The organism is Pseudomonas sp. TNT3 (genome assembly GCF_010095445.2).
In the GTDB taxonomy this organism is placed as follows: Bacteria; Pseudomonadota; Gammaproteobacteria; order Pseudomonadales; family Pseudomonadaceae; genus Aquipseudomonas.
Window position 1 is genome coordinate 34,966 of the sequence record NZ_WFGV02000044.1, and the last position, 18,070, is coordinate 53,035.

16 protein-coding genes are annotated in these 18,070 nt (G+C 58.3%); 11 read left to right on the forward strand and 5 right to left on the reverse strand.

All coding sequences use genetic code 11. The features are described 5' to 3' along the window. Window positions 1-109 precede the first annotated feature (109 nt). Genes GBC55_RS22405 through GBC55_RS22415 form a run of 3 tightly spaced genes read left to right on the forward strand, consistent with a single transcriptional unit; the run spans window position 110 to window position 3,827 of the window. Entirely contained in the window at window positions 110-643 is a 534-nt protein-coding gene (locus tag GBC55_RS22405) for a 2Fe-2S iron-sulfur cluster-binding protein (RefSeq protein ID WP_162439550.1), read from the forward strand. Then, window positions 640-1,626: a xanthine dehydrogenase family protein subunit M gene (locus tag GBC55_RS22410; protein ID WP_162439549.1), complete on the forward strand. Its 987-nt coding sequence runs from the start codon at window positions 640-642 to the stop codon at window positions 1,624-1,626. The genes GBC55_RS22405 and GBC55_RS22410 overlap by 4 nt, the downstream gene beginning before the upstream one ends. Next, window positions 1,626-3,827 (forward strand): xanthine dehydrogenase family protein molybdopterin-binding subunit, encoded by a 2,202-nt coding sequence (locus GBC55_RS22415; RefSeq protein WP_162439548.1) that lies wholly within the window; start codon window positions 1,626-1,628, stop codon window positions 3,825-3,827. The genes GBC55_RS22410 and GBC55_RS22415 overlap by 1 nt, the downstream gene beginning before the upstream one ends. Here GBC55_RS22415 and GBC55_RS22420 read toward each other — a convergent pair. Beyond that, entirely contained in the window at window positions 3,824-5,062 is a 1,239-nt protein-coding gene (locus tag GBC55_RS22420) for an MFS transporter (protein WP_162439547.1), read from the reverse strand. The genes GBC55_RS22415 and GBC55_RS22420 overlap by 4 nt on opposite strands. 507 nt (window positions 5,063-5,569) lie before the next feature. On the opposite strand from GBC55_RS22420, the gene GBC55_RS22425 reads away from it, so the two are divergent. The 3 genes from GBC55_RS22425 (at window position 5,570) to GBC55_RS22435 (ending at window position 8,269) form a co-directional block, all read left to right on the forward strand. Continuing rightward, entirely contained in the window at window positions 5,570-7,009 is a 1,440-nt protein-coding gene (locus GBC55_RS22425) for a cytochrome ubiquinol oxidase subunit I (RefSeq protein WP_162439546.1), read from the forward strand. Window positions 7,010-7,012: 3 nt separating this feature from the next. Then, window positions 7,013-8,020 (forward strand): cytochrome d ubiquinol oxidase subunit II, encoded by a 1,008-nt coding sequence (gene cydB, locus GBC55_RS22430; RefSeq protein ID WP_162439545.1) that lies wholly within the window; start codon window positions 7,013-7,015, stop codon window positions 8,018-8,020. An 81-nt stretch (window positions 8,021-8,101) separates the two neighbouring features. Beyond that, window positions 8,102-8,269: a DUF2474 domain-containing protein gene (locus GBC55_RS22435; protein WP_162439544.1), complete on the forward strand. Its 168-nt coding sequence runs from the start codon at window positions 8,102-8,104 to the stop codon at window positions 8,267-8,269. Between the two features lie 59 nt (window positions 8,270-8,328). Here GBC55_RS22435 and GBC55_RS22440 read toward each other — a convergent pair whose 3' ends face one another. Together GBC55_RS22440 and GBC55_RS22445 are read right to left on the reverse strand one after the other, a co-directional pair. After that, window positions 8,329-9,453: a class I SAM-dependent methyltransferase gene (locus tag GBC55_RS22440; protein WP_162439543.1), complete on the reverse strand. Its 1,125-nt coding sequence runs from the start codon at window positions 9,451-9,453 to the stop codon at window positions 8,329-8,331. 157 nt (window positions 9,454-9,610) lie between these two features. Continuing rightward, the gene (locus tag GBC55_RS22445) at window positions 9,611-10,342 is read right to left on the reverse strand and encodes an autoinducer binding domain-containing protein (RefSeq protein WP_162439542.1); all 732 of its coding nucleotides are present in this window, start codon (window positions 10,340-10,342) and stop codon (window positions 9,611-9,613) included. 319 nt (window positions 10,343-10,661) lie between these two features. Between GBC55_RS22445 and GBC55_RS22450 the strand changes: the two genes are divergently transcribed. Next, entirely contained in the window at window positions 10,662-11,438 is a 777-nt protein-coding gene (locus tag GBC55_RS22450; RefSeq protein ID WP_162439541.1) for a ferredoxin--NADP reductase, read from the forward strand. A 35-nt stretch (window positions 11,439-11,473) separates the two neighbouring features. Here GBC55_RS22450 and mscL read toward each other — a convergent pair whose 3' ends face one another. Next, window positions 11,474-11,899 carry a large-conductance mechanosensitive channel protein MscL gene (gene mscL, locus GBC55_RS22455; protein WP_162439540.1) on the reverse strand — a complete coding sequence of 142 codons (426 nt, stop codon included), beginning with the start codon at window positions 11,897-11,899 and terminating at the stop codon, window positions 11,474-11,476. Window positions 11,900-12,495: 596 nt separating this feature from the next. Between mscL and radA the strand changes: the two genes are divergently transcribed. After that, window positions 12,496-13,863, forward strand: a complete 1,368-nt coding sequence (gene radA / locus GBC55_RS22460) for a DNA repair protein RadA (protein WP_162439539.1) — start codon at window positions 12,496-12,498, stop codon at window positions 13,861-13,863. Between the two features lie 105 nt (window positions 13,864-13,968). Here the strand turns inward: radA and GBC55_RS22465 are convergent, their stop codons facing one another. Next, window positions 13,969-14,337: a PilZ domain-containing protein gene (locus tag GBC55_RS22465; RefSeq protein ID WP_162439538.1), complete on the reverse strand. Its 369-nt coding sequence runs from the start codon at window positions 14,335-14,337 to the stop codon at window positions 13,969-13,971. Between the two features lie 159 nt (window positions 14,338-14,496). On the opposite strand from GBC55_RS22465, the gene GBC55_RS22470 reads away from it, so the two are divergent. The 3 genes from GBC55_RS22470 to yjiA all read left to right on the forward strand — a co-directional run bounded on the left by GBC55_RS22470 (window position 14,497) and on the right by yjiA (window position 17,912). Further along, window positions 14,497-16,563 carry a carbon starvation CstA family protein gene (locus GBC55_RS22470; protein ID WP_162439537.1) on the forward strand — a complete coding sequence of 689 codons (2,067 nt, stop codon included), beginning with the start codon at window positions 14,497-14,499 and terminating at the stop codon, window positions 16,561-16,563. A gap of 15 nt (window positions 16,564-16,578) precedes the next feature. Beyond that, complete coding sequence (locus GBC55_RS22475) at window positions 16,579-16,776, forward strand: YbdD/YjiX family protein (protein ID WP_007895266.1); 198 nt, start codon at window positions 16,579-16,581, stop codon at window positions 16,774-16,776. A 161-nt stretch (window positions 16,777-16,937) separates the two neighbouring features. Further along, the gene (yjiA, locus tag GBC55_RS22480; protein ID WP_162439536.1) at window positions 16,938-17,912 is read left to right on the forward strand and encodes a GTPase; all 975 of its coding nucleotides are present in this window, start codon (window positions 16,938-16,940) and stop codon (window positions 17,910-17,912) included. Window positions 17,913-18,070 lie beyond the last annotated feature (158 nt).

Consider the following 18,070-nt stretch of genomic DNA (forward strand, 5'->3'; position numbering starts at 1 on the left):
ACGCGCCACAGATCAACTTCCTTGAACGCTCCGCACCCCCTGAAGTCGTACCCCTTATGACGGCGGTTTGCCAAAACGCCGCGAACGTACGATCAACCGTGAGGTGTATATGAGCGCGACCACTCCCGACGCAGCGCAGCCGGCCTTTGCCCGATATCCGTTGCGCATCACCCTCAATGGTCAAAGGCGTGAGCTTGAAGTGCTGCCCTGGACCACGCTGCTGGATTTGCTGCGTGAACAGCTGGACCTGATTGGCACGAAAAAGGGCTGCGACCACGGCCAGTGCGGCGCCTGTACGGTGTTGCTCAACGGCAAGCGCGTGAATGCCTGCCTGACGCTGGCCGTCATGTGCGACGGTGCCGAACTGACCACCATCGAAGGTTTGGCCGACGGCGATCAACTGCATCCGATGCAGCAGGCCTTCATCAAGCACGACGCTTTCCAGTGCGGTTACTGCACGCCGGGGCAGATCTGCTCTGCCGTGGGAATGGCCAACGAAGGTCGGGCGCAGACCACCGAACAAATCCAGGAACTGATGAGTGGCAATCTCTGCCGCTGTGGCGCGTACAGCAATATTCGCGATGCCATCGAAGAGGCGCTTCCCGCCTGTCGCCAGCAAGACGGGCAAGGAGGTGGCCAATGAATCCCTTTCATTACAGCAAGCCCGATTCGGTGCAGGACGCCGTTCATCTCGCCGGTCCCGCGTCACGGTTCATTGCCGGCGGTACCAATCTACTGGACTTGATGAAGGAAAACGTCACCCGTCCTGAGCACCTGATCGATATCACCGGGCTGCCCCTGCGAGAGGTCCGCGAAACCGAGACGGGCGGGTTGATGATCGGCGCCCTGGTCAGCAATGCCGACCTGGCCTGGCATCCCCTGATCGAACAGCGTTACCCGCTGTTGTCCCAGGCCATACTGGCGGGCGCCTCGCCGCAGCTGCGCAACATGGCCAGCACGGGCGGCAACCTGTTGCAACGCACGCGCTGCTACTACTTCTACGACGCCAGCGTGCCGTGCAACAAACGCGAACCCGGCAGCGGTTGCCCGGCGAAGGACGGACTGAACCGCATTCATGCCATCTTCGGCGCCAGCGTGCAGTGCGTCGCCACTCATCCTTCGGACATGTGTGTCGCGCTGGCCGCACTGGAGGCGCTGGTCCACGTTCAAGGACGCGCAGGCTCGCGAGTCATCGAGTTCGCCGACTTCCACCGCCTGCCAGGCGAGTCGCCGGAGCGTGACAACCAGTTGGCCGATGACGAGTTGATCACCGCCATCGAGTTGCCAGCGGCCGGTTTTGCCCAGTACAGCCATTACCTGAAGATCCGCGATCGTGCGTCCTATGCCTTTGCACTGGTCTCGGTGGCTGCGGCACTCGATATGACCGGGCCGATCATCCGCGAGGCGCGTCTGGTACTCGGTGGTGTGGCGCACAAACCCTGGCGCGACAAGGCCGTGGAAAGTTTTCTGGTGGGCAAAGCCGTCAGCCGCGAGACCTTCAGCGCCGCCGCCGATGCCTTGCTGCAACACGCAGAACCCCTGGAACACAACGCTTTCAAGGTCAAACTGGCGCGTCGGGCAATCGTCCGCGCCCTGAGCGATGCCGCGCTGGGAGGGCAAGCCTGATGACTACTTTTACTCAACCCATGGGCCAACCGCTGGACCGCGTTGACGGCAAACTCAAAGTCACGGGGCAAGCGCGTTACGCCGGTGAGTATCCAGAGGAAGGCCTGCTGCATGGCAGTGTTGTTTCCAGCCGCATCGCCCGCGGTCGGGTGATCAGCATTGATGCCTCGAAAGCACTGGCACTGCCCGGTGTCATCGCGGTGATCGATCATGTGAGCCGGCCGAAGATCGCCAGTTACGACAAGGATTACGACGACGCCGACTCCGCCGAAGGCTCACCGTTTCGTCCGCTGTACAACGACCGGGTGCTCTACAGTGGCCAGCCACTTGCGCTGGTGGTGGCGGACAACCTTGAACTGGCGCGCCATGCCGGTTCCCTGGTGGTGATCGAATACGAAAGCGAAGCCCATCAGACCGATCTGTTGTCGACGCAGGAAGAAGCGCATCCCGCGCCCGCCGAACTGCCCAAGCCCCGTGGGAATTTTCAGGCCGAGTTCGCCGGTGCGGCTATCAGCCTGGATCTGAATTACAGCACCCCGATTGAACATCACAATCCGATGGAGCCGCACGCCAGCACGGTGCTGTACCAGTCCGATGGCAGCCTGCACATTCATGACAAGACTCAAGGGCCGCAAAACTGTCAGTCCTACGTGCAAAAAGTCTTCGGCCTCGAGAAAGAGCAGGTCAGGATTTTCGCGGCCTATGTCGGCGGTGCGTTCGGCTCGGGCTTGCGCCCTCAATATCAACTGCCACTCGCCGTCATGGCCGCGCTCAAACTGAAGCGCTCGGTGCGCGTGACGTTGACCCGTCAGCAGATGTTCACCTTCGGCTATCGGCCTCGCACGTTGCAACGACTGCAATTGGGCGCGACAGCCAACGGGCGCTTGCTGGGGGTCGCGCACACTGCGATTGGCCAGACCTCGCGCTTCGAGGACTTTACCGAACATGTCGTGGAGTGGAGCGGCATGCTCTACCACTGCGACAACGTGCAACTGACTTACAAGTTAGTCCCTCTCGACGTGTTCACCCCGCTGGACATGCGAGCACCCGGGGCCGCGCTCGGACTGATCGGTCTCGAGTGCGCCATGGACGAGCTGGCGTGCGCGCTGGCGATCGACCCGGTGCAGCTGCGTTTGATCAACTATTCGGAACGCAATCAGAACGAAGACAAGCCGTATTCCAGTAAGGAATTACGCGCCTGTTATGCACAGGGTGCCGAGCGTTTTGGTTGGGATGCGCGTAACCCCGAACCACGCAGCATGCGCCATGGCCGCCAATTGGTGGGCTGGGGGATGGCCGGCGGTGTCTGGGAGGCGATGCAGCAGAAAGCCAGTGCCAAGGCCAGCCTGGACCACACGGGCCATTTAACCGTCAGCAGCGCGACAACGGACATTGGCACCGGAACCTACACCGTGATGACGCAAATTGCCGCGCAGGCATCAGGCGTTTCGGTGAAGGACGTCACGTTTATCCTCGGCGACTCCTCATTGCCCACTGCGCCGCTGCAGGGTGGTTCGTTCACCGTCTCGTCGGTGGGTACTGCCGTGCAACAGGCTTGCGAGGCATTGAAAGAAAAACTGCTCGCGGTGGCGCGGCAGACGCACCCGGCGTTCAGTGCGGTGACGACGGAGCAGGCGGTTTTCGAAGACGGCCAGTTAGTGTTCGGTGAGGCGAAGGTGTCACTGGCTGAGCTGGTTCGGGACAGTGGCGAAGCCACGCTGGAGGTCCAGGTGGATGCCGAGCCGGACAAAAAACGCGAGGCGTATGCGACGGCGACTCACTCGGCAGTGTTCGTCGAGGTGTTTGTCGATGAGGACCTGGGAACGGTGAAGGTCAACCGCGTGGTCAGCGCCATCGCGGCGGGCAGGGTGATTAACCCGAAAATGGCGCGCAGCCAGATTCTCGGCGGCGTGGTGTGGGGCATTGGAATGGCGCTGCACGAAGAGACGCAAACCGATCATGCACTGGGCCGTCACATGAACCACAGCCTGGCCGAATATCACATCCCGGTGAATGCTGACATCGGTGACATTTACGTGTTGTTCGTCGAAGAGCACGACGAGATCGTCAACGCCCTCGGTTCGAAAGGCGTGGGTGAAATCGGCATCGTTGGCGTTGCCGCGGCGGTGGCCAACGCGATCTATCACGCCACCGGCAAGCGGGTACGGGACTTTCCCGTCACCCTCGACAAACTGCTTTAGACCTTGGCTTCTTCGACAGGCACATGCATGCGATCGCGGTTGGCCAGGGTCGGGAATAGTTTGATCCAGACGCCGGTCACCACGAGGGTGCCGATACCGCCCATCACAACGGCCGGTACGGTGCCGAACCAGTGAGCGGTCAGGCCGGATTCGAATTCGCCTAACTGGTTGGAGGCGCCGATGAACAGTCCGTTCACGGCGCTCACCCGGCCACGCATTTCGTCCGGGGTTTCCAGTTGCACGAAGGAGGCGCGAATCACCATGCTGATCATGTCCGCCGCGCCCAGCACCACCAGTACCGCGAGGGAAAACCAGAATGAAGTCGACAGGCCGAACGCGATCGTCGCGACACCGAACACGCCCACGGCAGTGAACATGACTCGCCCGACCTTGCGGTCCACGGAGAACCGTGCGAGCCAAAGCGACATCATCAATGCGCCCACAGCGGGTGCAGAACGCAACAGGCCCAGTCCCCACGGCCCCGTCAGCAGAATGTCTTTGGCGAACACCGGCAGCAACGCCGTCGCGCCCCCCAGTAAAACCGCGAACAGATCCAGAGAAATCGCCCCGAGGATATCCGGGCGACTGCGAATGAAACGGATGCCGGCCAACAGCGAGTCCAGCGTGGCTTTACCCTTGTTCAACGGTGTCTGGCGTGCCGGCAGGTTGAGCATCAGTGCGCAGGCAATAATGTAGAGAATGACCGTCGGACCATAGACCCAGACGCTGCCGAAGGCGTAGAGCAAACCGCCGAGAGCCGGGGCGACGATGGTGGCCGATTGCTGGGCAGACTGTGCGGCGGCAACCGCCCGGGGAAACAAGGTGCTGGGAACGATGCTGGGCAGCAGCGCTTGAGTGGTCGGCATTTCGAAGGACCGCGCGGCACCCAGCAGGAACGCGAGGATGAAGATCATCTCCCGGGTGACATGATCGGTGGCGCTGCCGATAGCCAGTGACAGGGCGATCAGCGCTTGCAGTGACTGACAGATCGCCGCGACTTTGCGTCGGTCATAACGGTCCGCCACATGACCGGTGTGCAACATGAACAGCACCCTTGGCGCAAATTCCACCAGGCCCACGAGACCGAGATCGAGCACGTTTCCGGTCAGTTGATACAGATTCCAGCCGATGGCGACGGTGAGCATCTGAAAGCCGCTGGCCGTGAATACACGGGCCAGCCAGAACGCGATGAAAGGGCGGTGATGACGTAACAGCAGGGGCGCTTGGCTGGGCATCTGAGGCGGATCTTGAGCGGGGGTAGTCCCGAGATTATCACTAACCTGTAACTGGAAGTTGCGACCACGGCAAATTTAGTTAGCAAGACACCGATCTCGCGCTCGCCCTGTGTAGCAGCTGGCGAAGCCTGCGTTCGGCTGCGAAGCAGTCGTAAATGGGCGCTCTCGATGTATCAGTCATACCGTCCAACCTGAATTCACGACTGCTGCGCAGCCGAACGCAGGCTTCGCCAGCTGCTACAAGGGACCGTGCAGAGCCATGAGGCAACCTGTCACGCGGCAAAAGACCACACGGGTCCCCCCCAAAAATGGGACTACTCTTTCAACCATGCTTGATCCAGATCAAAACCTTTTGTGGAAATGATCCGGCGGCCAGATGGCCAGACTCCCTACGCTGTGATGATTGTAAAAAAAGAACGAATTTGAATTCGCCACACTCCATATCCGTGGGGGCAGTGGGTGCAGGCCGCAGGCCTACAGCCGGTATTACCTGACAGAGGAAGACTTATGTTCGGTTTGGAGGCGCTTGATCTCGCCCGAATTCAGTTCGCGTTCACCATCTCATTCCACATTCTGTTCCCGGCCATCACCATTGGCCTGGCGAGTTACCTGGCGGTGCTCGAAGGCCTGTGGCTGAAAACCAATAACGATACCTACCGCGACCTGTACCACTTCTGGTCGAAGATCTTTGCCGTCAACTTCGGCATGGGGGTGGTGTCCGGCCTGGTGATGGCCTATCAGTTCGGCACGAACTGGAGCCGTTTCTCGGACTTCGCCGGTGCCGTGACAGGCCCGTTACTCACCTATGAAGTCCTGACTGCATTCTTCCTGGAAGCCGGCTTCCTGGGCGTCATGTTGTTCGGCTGGAACAAGGTCGGGCGCAACCTGCACTTCTTCTCGACGGTGATGGTTGCCATCGGCACCCTGATCTCGACCTTCTGGATTCTCGCCTCCAACAGCTGGATGCAAACCCCGCAAGGTTACGAAATCATCAATGGGCAGGTGATTCCGGTGGACTGGCTGGCGGTGATTTTCAACCCGTCGTTCCCGTACCGCCTGGCGCACATGGCAACCGCTGCGTTCGTCGCGACCGCCTTCTTCGTCGGCTCCTCGGCGGCCTGGCATTTGCTCCGCGGCAAGGACAATCCGGCGATCCGTACCATGCTCTCGATGGCCATGTGGATGGCATTGATCGTTGCGCCGATTCAGGCGGTCATAGGCGACTTCCACGGCCTTAATACGCTCGAACATCAGCCAGCGAAAATCGCTGCAATTGAAGGGCACTGGGAAAACGTCGGTGATGAACCGACCCCGTTGATCCTCTTTGGCTGGCCGGACATGAAGGCCGAAAAAACCAAGTACGCCGTCGAAATTCCGTACCTCGGCAGCTTGATTCTCACGCACTCGCTGGACAAACAGGTCCCGGCGCTGAAAGATTTCCCGCCTGAAGACAGGCCCAATTCGACCATCGTGTTCTGGTCGTTCCGGGTCATGGTTGGCCTGGGTTTCCTGATGATCTTCACCGGCCTGTGGAGCCTGTGGCTGCGCAAGAGCGACAAGCTGTACACCTCGCGTCCGTTCCTGTACCTGGCATTGTGGATGGGGCCTTCGGGGCTGATTGCAATCCTCGCCGGGTGGTTCACGACTGAAATCGGTCGCCAGCCCTGGGTGGTTTACGGCTTGATGCGAACGGCGGATGCGTCCTCCAACCATAGCTTCCTGCAGATGAGCATCACCCTGATCATGTTCGTCGTGGTGTATTTCGCGCTGTTTGGTGCCGGCCTGGGCTACATGATGCGTCTGGTGCGCAAAGGACCGAAGATCGACGAAGGCAAGGAAACCAACGATGGCGGTCCTGGCAAGAAACGTACACCCGCCCGTCCGCTGTCCGCAGCGGAAGACGATGCTGACGCTGACGCCGACCACAGCCTGACCAAGGAGATTTGAATCATGGGTATTGATCTTCCGCTGATCTGGGCCGTGATCATCATCTTCGGCATCATGATGTACGTGGTCATGGACGGTTTCGACCTGGGTATCGGGATTCTCTTCCCGTTCATCAAGGGCAAGACGGATCGGGACGTGATGATGAACACCGTCGCGCCCGTCTGGGACGGCAACGAAACCTGGCTGGTACTCGGGGGCGCGGCATTGTTCGGCGCCTTCCCGCTGGCCTATTCGGTCGTGCTGTCGGCGCTGTATCTGCCGCTGATCTTCATGCTGATCGGGCTGATTTTTCGCGGCGTGGCCTTCGAGTTTCGTTTCAAGGCCAAAGACGACAAGCGTCACCTGTGGGACAAAGCGTTCATTGGTGGTTCGGTGGCTGCAACGTTTTTCCAGGGTGTGGCACTGGGCGCATTCATTGATGGGCTACCGGTGGTCAACCGTCAATTCGCCGGTGGTTCGCTGGACTGGCTGACGCCGTTCACTCTGTTCTGTGGTGTTGCTTTGGTGGTGGCGTATGCGCTGCTGGGTTGCACCTGGCTGATCATGAAAACCGAGGGCAAATTGCAGGAACAGATGCACAACCTCGCGCGGCCATTGGCGTTCGTGGTGTTGGCGGTGATCGGTATTGTCAGCCTGTGGACGCCGCTGGCTCATCCTGAGATTGCCTCGCGCTGGTTCACGTTGCCGAATCTGTTCTGGTTCCTGCCGGTGCCGATCCTGGTGCTGGTCACCATGTACGGTTTGATCCGGGCCGTGGCACGCAACGCGAACTACACGCCATTCCTGTTGACCCTGGTGCTGATCTTCCTGGGTTACAGCGGTCTGGGCATCAGCCTGTGGCCGAACATCGTGCCGCCGTCGATTTCGATTTGGGACGCCGCAGCACCGCCGCAAAGCCAAGGCTTCATGCTGGTGGGCACACTGTTTATCATCCCATTCATCCTGGGCTACACCTTCTGGAGCTACTACGTGTTCCGCGGCAAGGTCACCCATGAAGATGGCTACCACTAGCGCACGGCCTGTGAGCGCAAAGCTTGCTCGCGATGGCGTCGAGACAGACGCCGTCAACCTTGAAGAGGAGGGTTTAAAGCCATGACTGGTAAGCATTCATTGGAGGAAATTGAAGCCGCAGAGAAAAAGCCTCTGTGGCAGCGACTCGGATGGCTGGCGATGATCTGGGTGGGTAGCGTGGGCGCGCTGTTTATCGTCGCGAGCCTGATGCGCATGTTCATGAACGCAGCAGGGCTGAGCACACATTGAGGTGCTGCAGCCCCTCAATAAAAAACCTCCAGCGTATGGAGGTTTTTTTTGCCTGCGATTTACTTGCGGGCTTTGAGGATCACGAACTTGGGCGTGGCCGCCACTTGCTCGACGCCACGGAACAGCCGGGCCAGTTTGCTGTGATAACCCAGATGACGGTTGCCCACGATGTACAGCGCACCGCCCACAACGAGCGCCTCCCGGGCTTGCTGGAACATGCGCCAGGCGAGGAAATCGCCCACGACTTGCTGTTGGTGGAACGGTGGATTGCACAGCACCACGTCCAGCGATTGTGATTCCTGTTCGGCCAGGCCATCACCGGCCCGCACGATCACATCCCTGTCACCCAGCGCTGTACGCCAGTTTTCTGCAGCGGATTGCACCGCCATGAACGACTCGTCGACCAGCGTGTACTGCGCGTCAGGATTTTGCAGGGCGCTGGCAATGGCAAGAACGCCGTTGCCACAGCCAAGATCCGCGACACGAGCGGCGCCCAGGTTCATTGGCAGATGCGGCAGGAACGCTCGGGTGCCGATATCCAGGCCTTCACGGCAGAACACGTTGGCGTGGTTGAGCAGTTCGATAGCGGGAGTGTCGAGCTGATAACGGGTCGGGTAGGGCGATACCGCTGCGACCCTGGCTTCAGCGGTCGCGATCAGTAGACGTGCTTTCTTGACGGCCAGCGAGGCATGGACCGGGCCGATGTAACGCTCAAGCAGGTCGCCGGCTGCGCGGGGCAGGTGCTTGATCATGGCGGCGGCGACCACTTGTGCGCCCGGTGCCAATTGTCCCTGAAGGCGTATCAGTTGCTCTTCGAGCAAGGCCAGGGTCTTTGGCACCCTGATCAGTACCCGGTCAAACGGCCCGGTGAATGGCTGGTTGGCGGGCACCTTCGGCACAGCATCAAATGCGTGGCTGTTCCGCAGCAGGTTCTTTTCCAGCCCCTGAAACGCCAGGAACGAGTCGCCGCTGCTGGTGACTTGAGTTTTGCCGACCAGGCTTGCGGCCAATGCTCCGAAGCTGTCGTTGAGCACCAGCACCCGGGTTTGCACGGTGGGTTGCTGTTCGGCCAGGTAGTTAAGCAGATACTCGTCTGCAGCATCGAATGCTTGTAGCGGCTCGTTCGGCTGCTCGGGCTGGCGGATCAGATCGAGTTGGGCAAAGGGGGTTTCAAGCAAAGGCATGGGCGAGGGGCTCTTGGTAATCAACGAATTCTCGCCGCCAGGGGCATTGTTGCGGGCGAATCCGGCCGAGTGTACTGCGCTGTAGAGGTTTACAGGTCAACACTCGGAAAGGCTGCAAATGGTACGATTTTTTCTATTGAATTACTCGCAGGTTTTGTCAGCGGCCCAAGGTGTTGGTGAGGATTCCGACCTTGGCAGCCGCAATCACTGCTGAAATTTTGTTATTGACGCCGAATTTCATAATTGCGCTTTGCACATGGAAATTGACGGTGCGCGGGGTGACGTTGAGAATTATGGCGCTTTCTCCCGCCGTCTTGCCCGCTGCTGCCAGCTTCAAGACATCGATTTCACGTTCCGACAAGTGCGGTACTTCGTGATCGGCGACCTGTCTGGGCAACGTTTCTACGGCCAGCGCGTGCAGATGGCGCCCGATGAACACCGAAAAACCCAGATTATCGTAAAGCTCATATGTCGTGATCGGTTGATGGCTTCGGGCCAGGCTCAAGATGCTGCACAGACCACTTCTTTCATCGTGGAACGATTGAGACCACCCGTACTGCGAACCATGCTGCTCGAGTGCGTCCCAGATCCAGGTGGCTTCGGAAAACAGCTCTTGCGACCAGAGAATCGGAAACATCGATTGATTGCAATGCGCCACTATCGGGTTAAGTGCACCCAGGACTTTTTGCTTATACTTCGCGTTCAATTCGCCTGGGTAGTTGTCGAACTGAATCACGCTGGACGTCGTTATTTTGTCCAAGTAACCAGTTGAAAAGGCACAAAATTTGAAACCGGTATTCTTGGCAAAAGTCATCGAAATCTGGTACGCGTTTTGAATGTCCGTCGTAGCAGACAACTGTTTCATTTGTGTTTCTTTCCACTGGTCCATAGTGAAGCTCCAGTTACGGCTGCGGGTACATGAGGGGGTGCGTGGTGGATCCAAGATCCTGCACCCCGAAAAGTGTAGGATGTTTCCTTCAGATGGGTAGTTGTTATTTGGCTGTTGTTAGTGCTATAGAAGTGAAGATTCAGTTCTAATACAGTATGGAGTGAGTTTGATTTATTGAATGTCATCTTTAATTTTACTCTGTGAGAAGTTTGAGCTAGTCGGTTAATACAGGCCGAATAAGTTAAAGTCATTACAAACCGTCGGTGTTTAATTTTTGTGCTTTGCGGGACACTGGGGTACCTGTTGATCGGAGCGCCCCATGACCGCCAGTGCAGAAAAATTCACTCGCCAAACCCTGCTCGACGTCCATTCGTTGACTCCGAGTCTGTTCACATTACGGACTACGAGGGATCCCGGCTTTCGTTTTCGTGCAGGCCAATTCGCTCGGCTGGGGGTCACCAAGGCGGACGGCAGCACCGTATGGCGCGCGTATTCGATGGTTTCGTCACCTCATGACGAGTTTCTCGAATTTTTTTCGATTGTTGTGCCGGGCGGCGAGTTCACCAGTGAGCTGAGTCGGCTTGAAGTTGGCGATACGCTGCTGGTCGACCGCCAAGCCTTCGGTTACCTGACCCTTGATCGGTTCGTTGATGGGCGTGATCTCTGGCTACTCGCCACCGGCACCGGCCTGGCACCGTTTTTGTCGATCCTGCAGGACTTCGAAGTATGGGAGAAATTCGAGCGCATCATCCTGGTTTACAGCGTGCGCGAAGCCCGGGAGCTGGCTTATCGGGATTTGATTGAGGGGCTTGTTCGGCGTGACTACCTGGTTGAATTCGCGCACAAGCTGCAGTTTGTCCCCACCGTCACCCGCGAGTCGTACCCCGGAGCGTTGAACGGGCGAATCACCACGCTCATCGAGAACGGCGAACTGGAGCGCGCAGCGGGTGTGGCGCTTACGCCGGAGCATTCGCGGGTCATGCTTTGCGGCAATCCGCAGATGATCGATGACACCCGAAAGGTATTGAAGCTGCGCGACATGAACCTGAGCCTCAGTCGACGGCCCGGACAGGTGGCAGTAGAAACGTACTGGTGAAAAAAAACGGCGCCGGGAAGGCGCCGTTTCTGTTTTCAATCCTGCGTTCCGGGTCGATCGTTCCGGGCTTTGAGCAGATCGCGAATCTCGCCCAGCAGCACTTCTTCCTTGGTCGGAACCGGCGGCAGTGTTGGCGCCGCGGCTTCCTCGCGCTTCAGACGATTGATGGCTTTGACGCCCATGAAGATCGCGAAAGCGACGATGACGAAGTCAATGATGGTCTGGATGAATTTACCGTAAGCCATCACCACCGCAGGGATATCGCCGTTCGCTGCCTTGAGCGTAATCGCCAGATCACTGAAATCCACTCCGCCAATCAGCAAACCGATTGGCGGCATGATGACGTCGCCGACGAACGATGACACGATTTTGCCGAACGCGGCGCCGATAATGATACCGACTGCCATGTCGATCACGTTCCCTTTGACCGCGAAGGCCTTGAACTCACTGATCACGCCCATAGGTTTTTTCCTTGTTACAGATGAGGTTGGTGAAGGCAGTGTAAATCAGCAGAGTGCGTTCTGCCCGAAACAACTGCTTACAGAGCTTGCCTGCTATCGACCGGGCTAGCCGGAAAAAGTTTATAAAAGGCCATCACCGCTGTGCGATCTGCGATCGTTTCGCGGAAATGATGTGATGCTCGCCTGCGAGGAGTTGGGAGGACTGATGCCATTATTATCCGGCGGAAAAACAGCTGCCGGAAGGAAGTCGAATGGCTTGGATTAAAGTCGTACTTTCACAGGGTAAGTTTGATAACGATTAGCAAATGCTTTGATAGTCGGCATGTCAGATGTGTATCAATAATGACGATTGGTGGCATTCTAATATCGATGTTAATTGAAGTTGTACAAGGTTGTTTTGTTCGATGAAGAGCTGTACAGGGTTTGTGTATTAATTGTTGAGTACAGTGCCGATCTGTTTATTAGTTTGTACAGGTTTTTCTTAATAGCCACTGCGTGAATAAAACCTCGTCGTTCGATCAGGCAAGTGCTCAAACCCATTGGCAACTGATCCGGCTCAACTGCGCTATCATCGCGTTTTTTTGTCGGGAGTTAAAATGGCCAAGGCCAAGCGCATGTACGGCTGCACCGAGTGCGGCTCGACCTTCCCCAAGTGGGCCGGCCAGTGTGGCGAGTGTGGTGCCTGGAACACCCTGACCGAAACCATGGTCGAGAGTGGCGGCGCCGCGCCTCCCAGCGGTCGCACCGGGTGGACTGGCCAGCAGGCGCAGATCAGGACGTTGGCCGAAGTCAGCGTTGAAGAAATCCCGCGCTTCTCCACGGCCTCCAGCGAACTCGATCGGGTGCTGGGCGGTGGTCTGGTCGACGGCTCGGTGGTGTTGATCGGCGGTGATCCGGGCATCGGAAAATCGACCATTCTGTTGCAAACCTTATGCAACCTCGCCAAAACCATGCCTGCGCTGTACGTCACCGGCGAGGAGTCCCAGCAGCAGGTAGCGATGCGGGCCCGGCGCCTGGGACTGCCTCAGGATCAGCTGCGGGTGATGACTGAAACCTGCATCGAAACAATCATCGCCACGGCGCGGGTCGAAAAGCCCAAAGTCATGGTGATTGACTCCATCCAGACCATCTTCACTGAACAGCTGCAATCGGCTCCCGGCGGTGTCTCCCAGGTCCGGGAAAGTGCGGCGTTGCTGGTGCGCTATGCCAAGCAGAGTGGCACGGCCATTTTTTTGGTCGGTCATGTCACCAAGGAAGGCGCGCTTGCCGGCCCTCGTGTGCTGGAGCACATGGTGGACACCGTACTGTATTTCGAAGGCGAGTCGGATGGGCGGTTGCGCTTGCTGCGTGCGGTGAAAAACCGTTTTGGGGCGGTTAACGAACTGGGTGTGTTCGGCATGACCGACAAGGGGCTGAAAGAAGTCTCCAACCCTTCGGCGATTTTTCTGACGCGCGCGCAGGAAGAAGTACCTGGCAGTGTGGTCATGGCCACGTGGGAGGGGACCCGGCCGATGCTGGTGGAAGTCCAGGCCCTAGTGGATGACAGTCATCTCGCCAACCCGCGCCGGGTCACGTTGGGGCTGGATCAGAACCGCCTGGCAATGTTGTTGGCGGTGCTGCACCGTCACGGCGGCATTCCGACCCACGATCAGGATGTGTTCCTCAACGTGGTGGGCGGCGTGAAGGTGTTGGAGACTGCTTCCGACCTGGCGCTGATGGCGGCGGTCATGTCCAGTTTGCGTAATCGGCCGTTGCCCCACGATCTGCTGGTGTTCGGCGAAGTGGGCTTGTCAGGTGAAGTGCGGCCGGTTCCCAGTGGTCAGGAACGCTTGAAGGAAGCAGCCAAGCACGGGTTCAAGCGCGCCATCGTGCCCAAGGGCAATGCGCCGAAGGAAGCGCCGGCCGGATTGCAGATCATTGCCGTGACGCGTCTGGAGCAAGCCCTCGACGCGCTATTCGAGTGAATACAATCTCCCTGTAGGAGGGGCCGCAGGCTGCGATCTTTTGATCTTGATGTTCAGGAACAAGATCAAAAGATCGCAGCCTGCGGCAGCTCCTACAGGAAGTGGTCAAACTTCGATCAGTGCACCCAGTTCCCGCTCCAGCTCCAGCGGATCTCCCAGGTTGAACTCGATCAACCGCCGAAGGCGTTCAATGGATTCAAGGCTGATGTGTCGGCAGACGAAACCAAGCTGACCGTTTTCTTCGTGGGTCAGCTGTACGTCCATGGCGATGTCGATGTCATCGGTCAGATGAATATTCACGAAGAAATCCTTCGCTTGATCCCCAAGCCACGGCACTGGTCGTTCGATCAACAACCCTTTCAGTGAAAGATCGATCAGCTTCACGGGCCAGATCATTTCCCCTTGGCCCAGCTCGGTTTTTGCATCGAACGCGATTCGTTTGAAGCGGCGGCGATCGGCAGCGTGGTCGCTCATGGGGCAATCCTCGAAATGTTCGCTGACTATAGACCCGCATTGTCTTAGGCCGCCAGCACGGACAGGCCTCCAGACCAATGTCGGGGTATGGTCTTTGCCGTCAGGCGAGCTAAACTCGGGGTGGCTGTCTTTCTTGTCCACCCTGGCTGGAATCATAAAATGAAAAATAATAATAGCCTGCTACGCCATATACCCTGGCTGCTGCTGGCAATCGTAGGAGCGTGCGCTCTGGGCGTAGTGGCATTGCGCCGAGGCGAGGCGATCAATGCCTTGTGGATTGTGGTCGCGGCAGTGGCCATCTATCTGGTCGCGTACCGCTACTACAGTCTGTTCATCGCTAACAATGTGATGCAACTCGACCCGCGACGGGCCACCCCCGCCGTACTCAACAATGATGGTCTGGACTACGTTCCAACCAACAAACACATCCTCTTCGGTCACCACTTCGCGGCCATCGCTGGCGCGGGGCCTCTGGTCGGTCCGGTGTTGGCGGCGCAAATGGGTTACCTGCCCGGCACGCTGTGGCTGATTGCCGGTGTGGTGCTGGCGGGCGCGGTTCAGGACTTCATGATCCTGTTCCTGTCCACTCGTCGCAACGGCCGCTCATTGGGCGACATGGTCCGTGAGGAAATGGGCCGTATCCCTGGCACCATCGCGCTGTTTGGCTGCTTCCTGATCATGATCATCATCCTCGCGGTGCTGGCGTTGATCGTGGTTAAAGCGCTGGCTGAAAGCCCGTGGGGCATTTTCACCGTGATGGCGACCATCCCGATTGCGATGTTCATGGGCATTTACATGCGCTACATCCGCCCGGGCCGCATCGGTGAAATTTCCGTCATTGGCGTGCTGTTGCTGCTGGGCTCGATCTGGCTCGGTGGGCAGATCGCCGCTGATCCGGTGTGGGCCAAAGCCTTCACCTTTACCGGGATCCAGATCACCTGGATGCTGATCGGTTATGGTTTTGTGGCCGCTGTGTTGCCGGTGTGGCTGATCCTGGCGCCCCGTGACTACCTGTCGACCTTCTTGAAAATCGGCACCATCATCGCCCTGGCAATCGGCATCCTGGTGACCATGCCAGACCTGAAAATGCCAGCCCTGACCCAGTTCATCGACGGCACCGGGCCGGTGTGGAAGGGCGGTCTGTTCCCGTTCCTGTTCATCACCATCGCGTGCGGTGCGGTGTCGGGTTTCCATGCGCTGATTTCGTCTGGTACCACACCGAAACTGTTGGCCAATGAAGGCCATGCCCGATACATCGGGTACGGCGGCATGCTGATGGAATCCTTCGTGGCTATCATGGCGATGGTTGCCGCTTCGGTGATTGAGCCTGGCGTGTATTTCGCCATGAACAGCCCGGCCGCGATTGTGGGCGGTGATGTGGTGACTGTCGCGCAAACCGTCAGCAGCTGGGGCTTCGCGATCACACCTGAAGCCCTGCAAGCGGTGGCCAAGGACATCGGTGAAACAACGATTCTGGCTCGCGCGGGTGGCGCTCCGACCCTGGCGGTCGGTATCGCACAGATCCTGCACAGTGTCCTGCCGGGTGAAAACACCATGGCGTTCTGGTACCACTTTGCGATCCTGTTCGAAGCGCTGTTCATTCTGACCGCCGTGGACGCCGGCACCCGTGCCGGGCGTTTCATGCTGCAGGATCTGCTGGGCTCTTTCGTGCCGGCGCTCAAGCGCACTGAATCCTGGACCGCCAACCTGATCGCCACCGCCGGTTGCGTGGCAATGTGGGGCTACCTGCTGTATCAAGGCGTGATCGACCCGTTGGGCGGGATCAACACCTTGTGGCCGCTGTTCGGTATCTCCAATCAGATGCTGGCAGGCATCGCGCTGATGCTGGCGACGGTCGTGCTGATCAAAATGAAACGTCAACGCTACATCTGGGTGACCATGCTGCCAGCTGTCTGGCTGCTGATCTGCACCGTGACGGCAGGCTTCATCAAGCTGTTTGACGCCAACCCGGCGATCGGCTTCCTGTCGCTGGCCAAGAAGTACAGCGATGCATTGGCCAACGGTCAGATCCTCGCTCCGGCGAAGGACATCAACCAGATGCAACACGTGATTTACAACGCGTACACCAACGCAACGCTGACGGGGCTGTTCCTGTTTGTGGTGTTCAGCATCCTGTTCTATGCGCTCAAGGTCGGTATTGCTGCCTGGGGTACCAAAGAGCGTACGGATAAAGAAGCGCCATACCAGGCTGTGCCGGATGCGTAATCGAGGATTGCAAACATGTTCAATGACCTGAGTCGCCTCGGTAAATACCTCGGTCAGGCCGCGCGCCTGATGGTCGGCATGCCCGACTACGACAACTATGTCGAGCATATGCAAACCAAACACCCGGACAAACCGGTGATGAGCTACGAGATGTTCTTCCGGGAGCGTCAGGAAGCCCGTTACGGTGGCAAGGGTGGGCCGAAGTGCTGTTGATCCGGTGGTCGGATTAGCAGCAATCTTGTGGGAGCTGGCCGGCTGGCGATGGCGGACTGTCATTCAACAGTGATGTTGAATGTTCAGCCGCCATCGCTGGCAGGCCAGCTCCCACATTTATTTTGTGTTGATACTTCAATTTGTGAGTCAGGAGATCCAGTTTGTCCTCTCCCATTCCAGTAACAATCCTCAGTGGCTTCCTCGGTGCTGGCAAAACCACACTGTTGCGCCACCTGCTCAAAGCAGAACACGGCCTGAAAATCGCCGTGATCGAGAACGAATTCAGCGACGCCGGCATCGACACCCAGCTGTTGGGTGACGAGCCTGTACAAGTGATGACGCTGTCCAACGGCTGTGTCTGTTGCACCATCCACACCGACCTGACCAAGGCGCTTTACCTGTTGCTTGAGCGCCTGGATAGCGGTGAAATTGCCTTCGACCGTCTGGTCATCGAATGCACGGGACTGGCCGATCCGGCGCCCGTTGCGCAAACCTTTTTCATCGATGAAGAATTGCGTGAGCGCTACATCCTCGACGGCATCATCACCTTGGTAGACGCCGCTCATGCCGACACCCATCTGACCCAGACCATCGCCCAGGCACAGATTGGTTTTGCCGATCGCCTGCTGGTGAGCAAGCGTGATCTGGTGGATGAGGCGACTTTCACCGCGCTGAGCGAGCGCCTGACCCGCATCAACCGTCGCGCACCCATTCGAGTGGTCGATCACGGCAACATCGACCTGGCCGAGTTGCTCGACGTCCGCGGCTTCAACCTCAATGCGGATCTGGGCGGCGGCATCAGCTTGCGTCCGGTGGCCAATTCGGCGCCTTCGATCGATCGCATTTCCAGCCTTGTGCTGCGAACTGACAAGCCGCTGGATATCGACAAGCTCAGCGAGTTCATGAACGAACTGCTGGAAGACCATGGCAAGCAACTGCTGCGCTACAAGGGGGTGCTGAACATCGCTGGCGAGCCTCGGCGCATGGTGTTCCAGGGCGTGTTGAAGTTGTATGGCTTCGACTGGGATACCGAGTGGGCGGACGATGAACCGCGCGAAAGCGTGATCGTGTTTATTGCCGATGATTTGCCGGAAGAGAGAATCCGGGCGGGGTTTGCGAAGGTGGCGGTGGAGTAGGGGCGAGAATCTTCATGCGAATGAAGCCCTCATCGCGAGCAGGCTCGCTTGTATGTTTAGACTTGAAGGGGTGGGGTGGGACTACAGACTCGATTCTGACTCTGACCAGTACAGACTGTGGGAGACTTCTCGTCCCACCCCTTCTACCCAAAGCGCCG

Excerpts from the sequence above, each read along its gene's own strand:
- GBC55_RS22475 (WP_007895266.1), top strand. The coding sequence starts at position 16,579 with ATGTTCAATGACCTGAGTCGCCTCGGTAAATACCTCGGTCAGGCCGCG.
- radA (WP_162439539.1), top strand. The coding sequence starts at position 12,496 with ATGGCCAAGGCCAAGCGCATGTACGGCTGCACCGAGTGCGGCTCGACC.
- GBC55_RS22420 (WP_162439547.1), bottom strand. The coding sequence starts at position 5,062 with ATGCCCAGCCAAGCGCCCCTGCTGTTACGTCATCACCGCCCTTTCATC.
- mscL (WP_162439540.1), bottom strand. The coding sequence starts at position 11,899 with ATGGGCGTGATCAGTGAGTTCAAGGCCTTCGCGGTCAAAGGGAACGTG.
- GBC55_RS22450 (WP_162439541.1), top strand. The coding sequence starts at position 10,662 with ATGACCGCCAGTGCAGAAAAATTCACTCGCCAAACCCTGCTCGACGTC.
- GBC55_RS22410 (WP_162439549.1), top strand. The coding sequence starts at position 640 with ATGAATCCCTTTCATTACAGCAAGCCCGATTCGGTGCAGGACGCCGTT.
- GBC55_RS22440 (WP_162439543.1), bottom strand. The coding sequence starts at position 9,453 with ATGCCTTTGCTTGAAACCCCCTTTGCCCAACTCGATCTGATCCGCCAG.
- GBC55_RS22425 (WP_162439546.1), top strand. The coding sequence starts at position 5,570 with ATGTTCGGTTTGGAGGCGCTTGATCTCGCCCGAATTCAGTTCGCGTTC.
- GBC55_RS22405 (WP_162439550.1), top strand. The coding sequence starts at position 110 with ATGAGCGCGACCACTCCCGACGCAGCGCAGCCGGCCTTTGCCCGATAT.
- GBC55_RS22415 (WP_162439548.1), top strand. The coding sequence starts at position 1,626 with ATGACTACTTTTACTCAACCCATGGGCCAACCGCTGGACCGCGTTGAC.
- GBC55_RS22470 (WP_162439537.1), top strand. The coding sequence starts at position 14,497 with ATGAAAAATAATAATAGCCTGCTACGCCATATACCCTGGCTGCTGCTG.
- GBC55_RS22465 (WP_162439538.1), bottom strand. The coding sequence starts at position 14,337 with ATGAGCGACCACGCTGCCGATCGCCGCCGCTTCAAACGAATCGCGTTC.
- GBC55_RS22435 (WP_162439544.1), top strand. The coding sequence starts at position 8,102 with ATGACTGGTAAGCATTCATTGGAGGAAATTGAAGCCGCAGAGAAAAAG.
- GBC55_RS22445 (WP_162439542.1), bottom strand. The coding sequence starts at position 10,342 with ATGGACCAGTGGAAAGAAACACAAATGAAACAGTTGTCTGCTACGACG.
- cydB (WP_162439545.1), top strand. The coding sequence starts at position 7,013 with ATGGGTATTGATCTTCCGCTGATCTGGGCCGTGATCATCATCTTCGGC.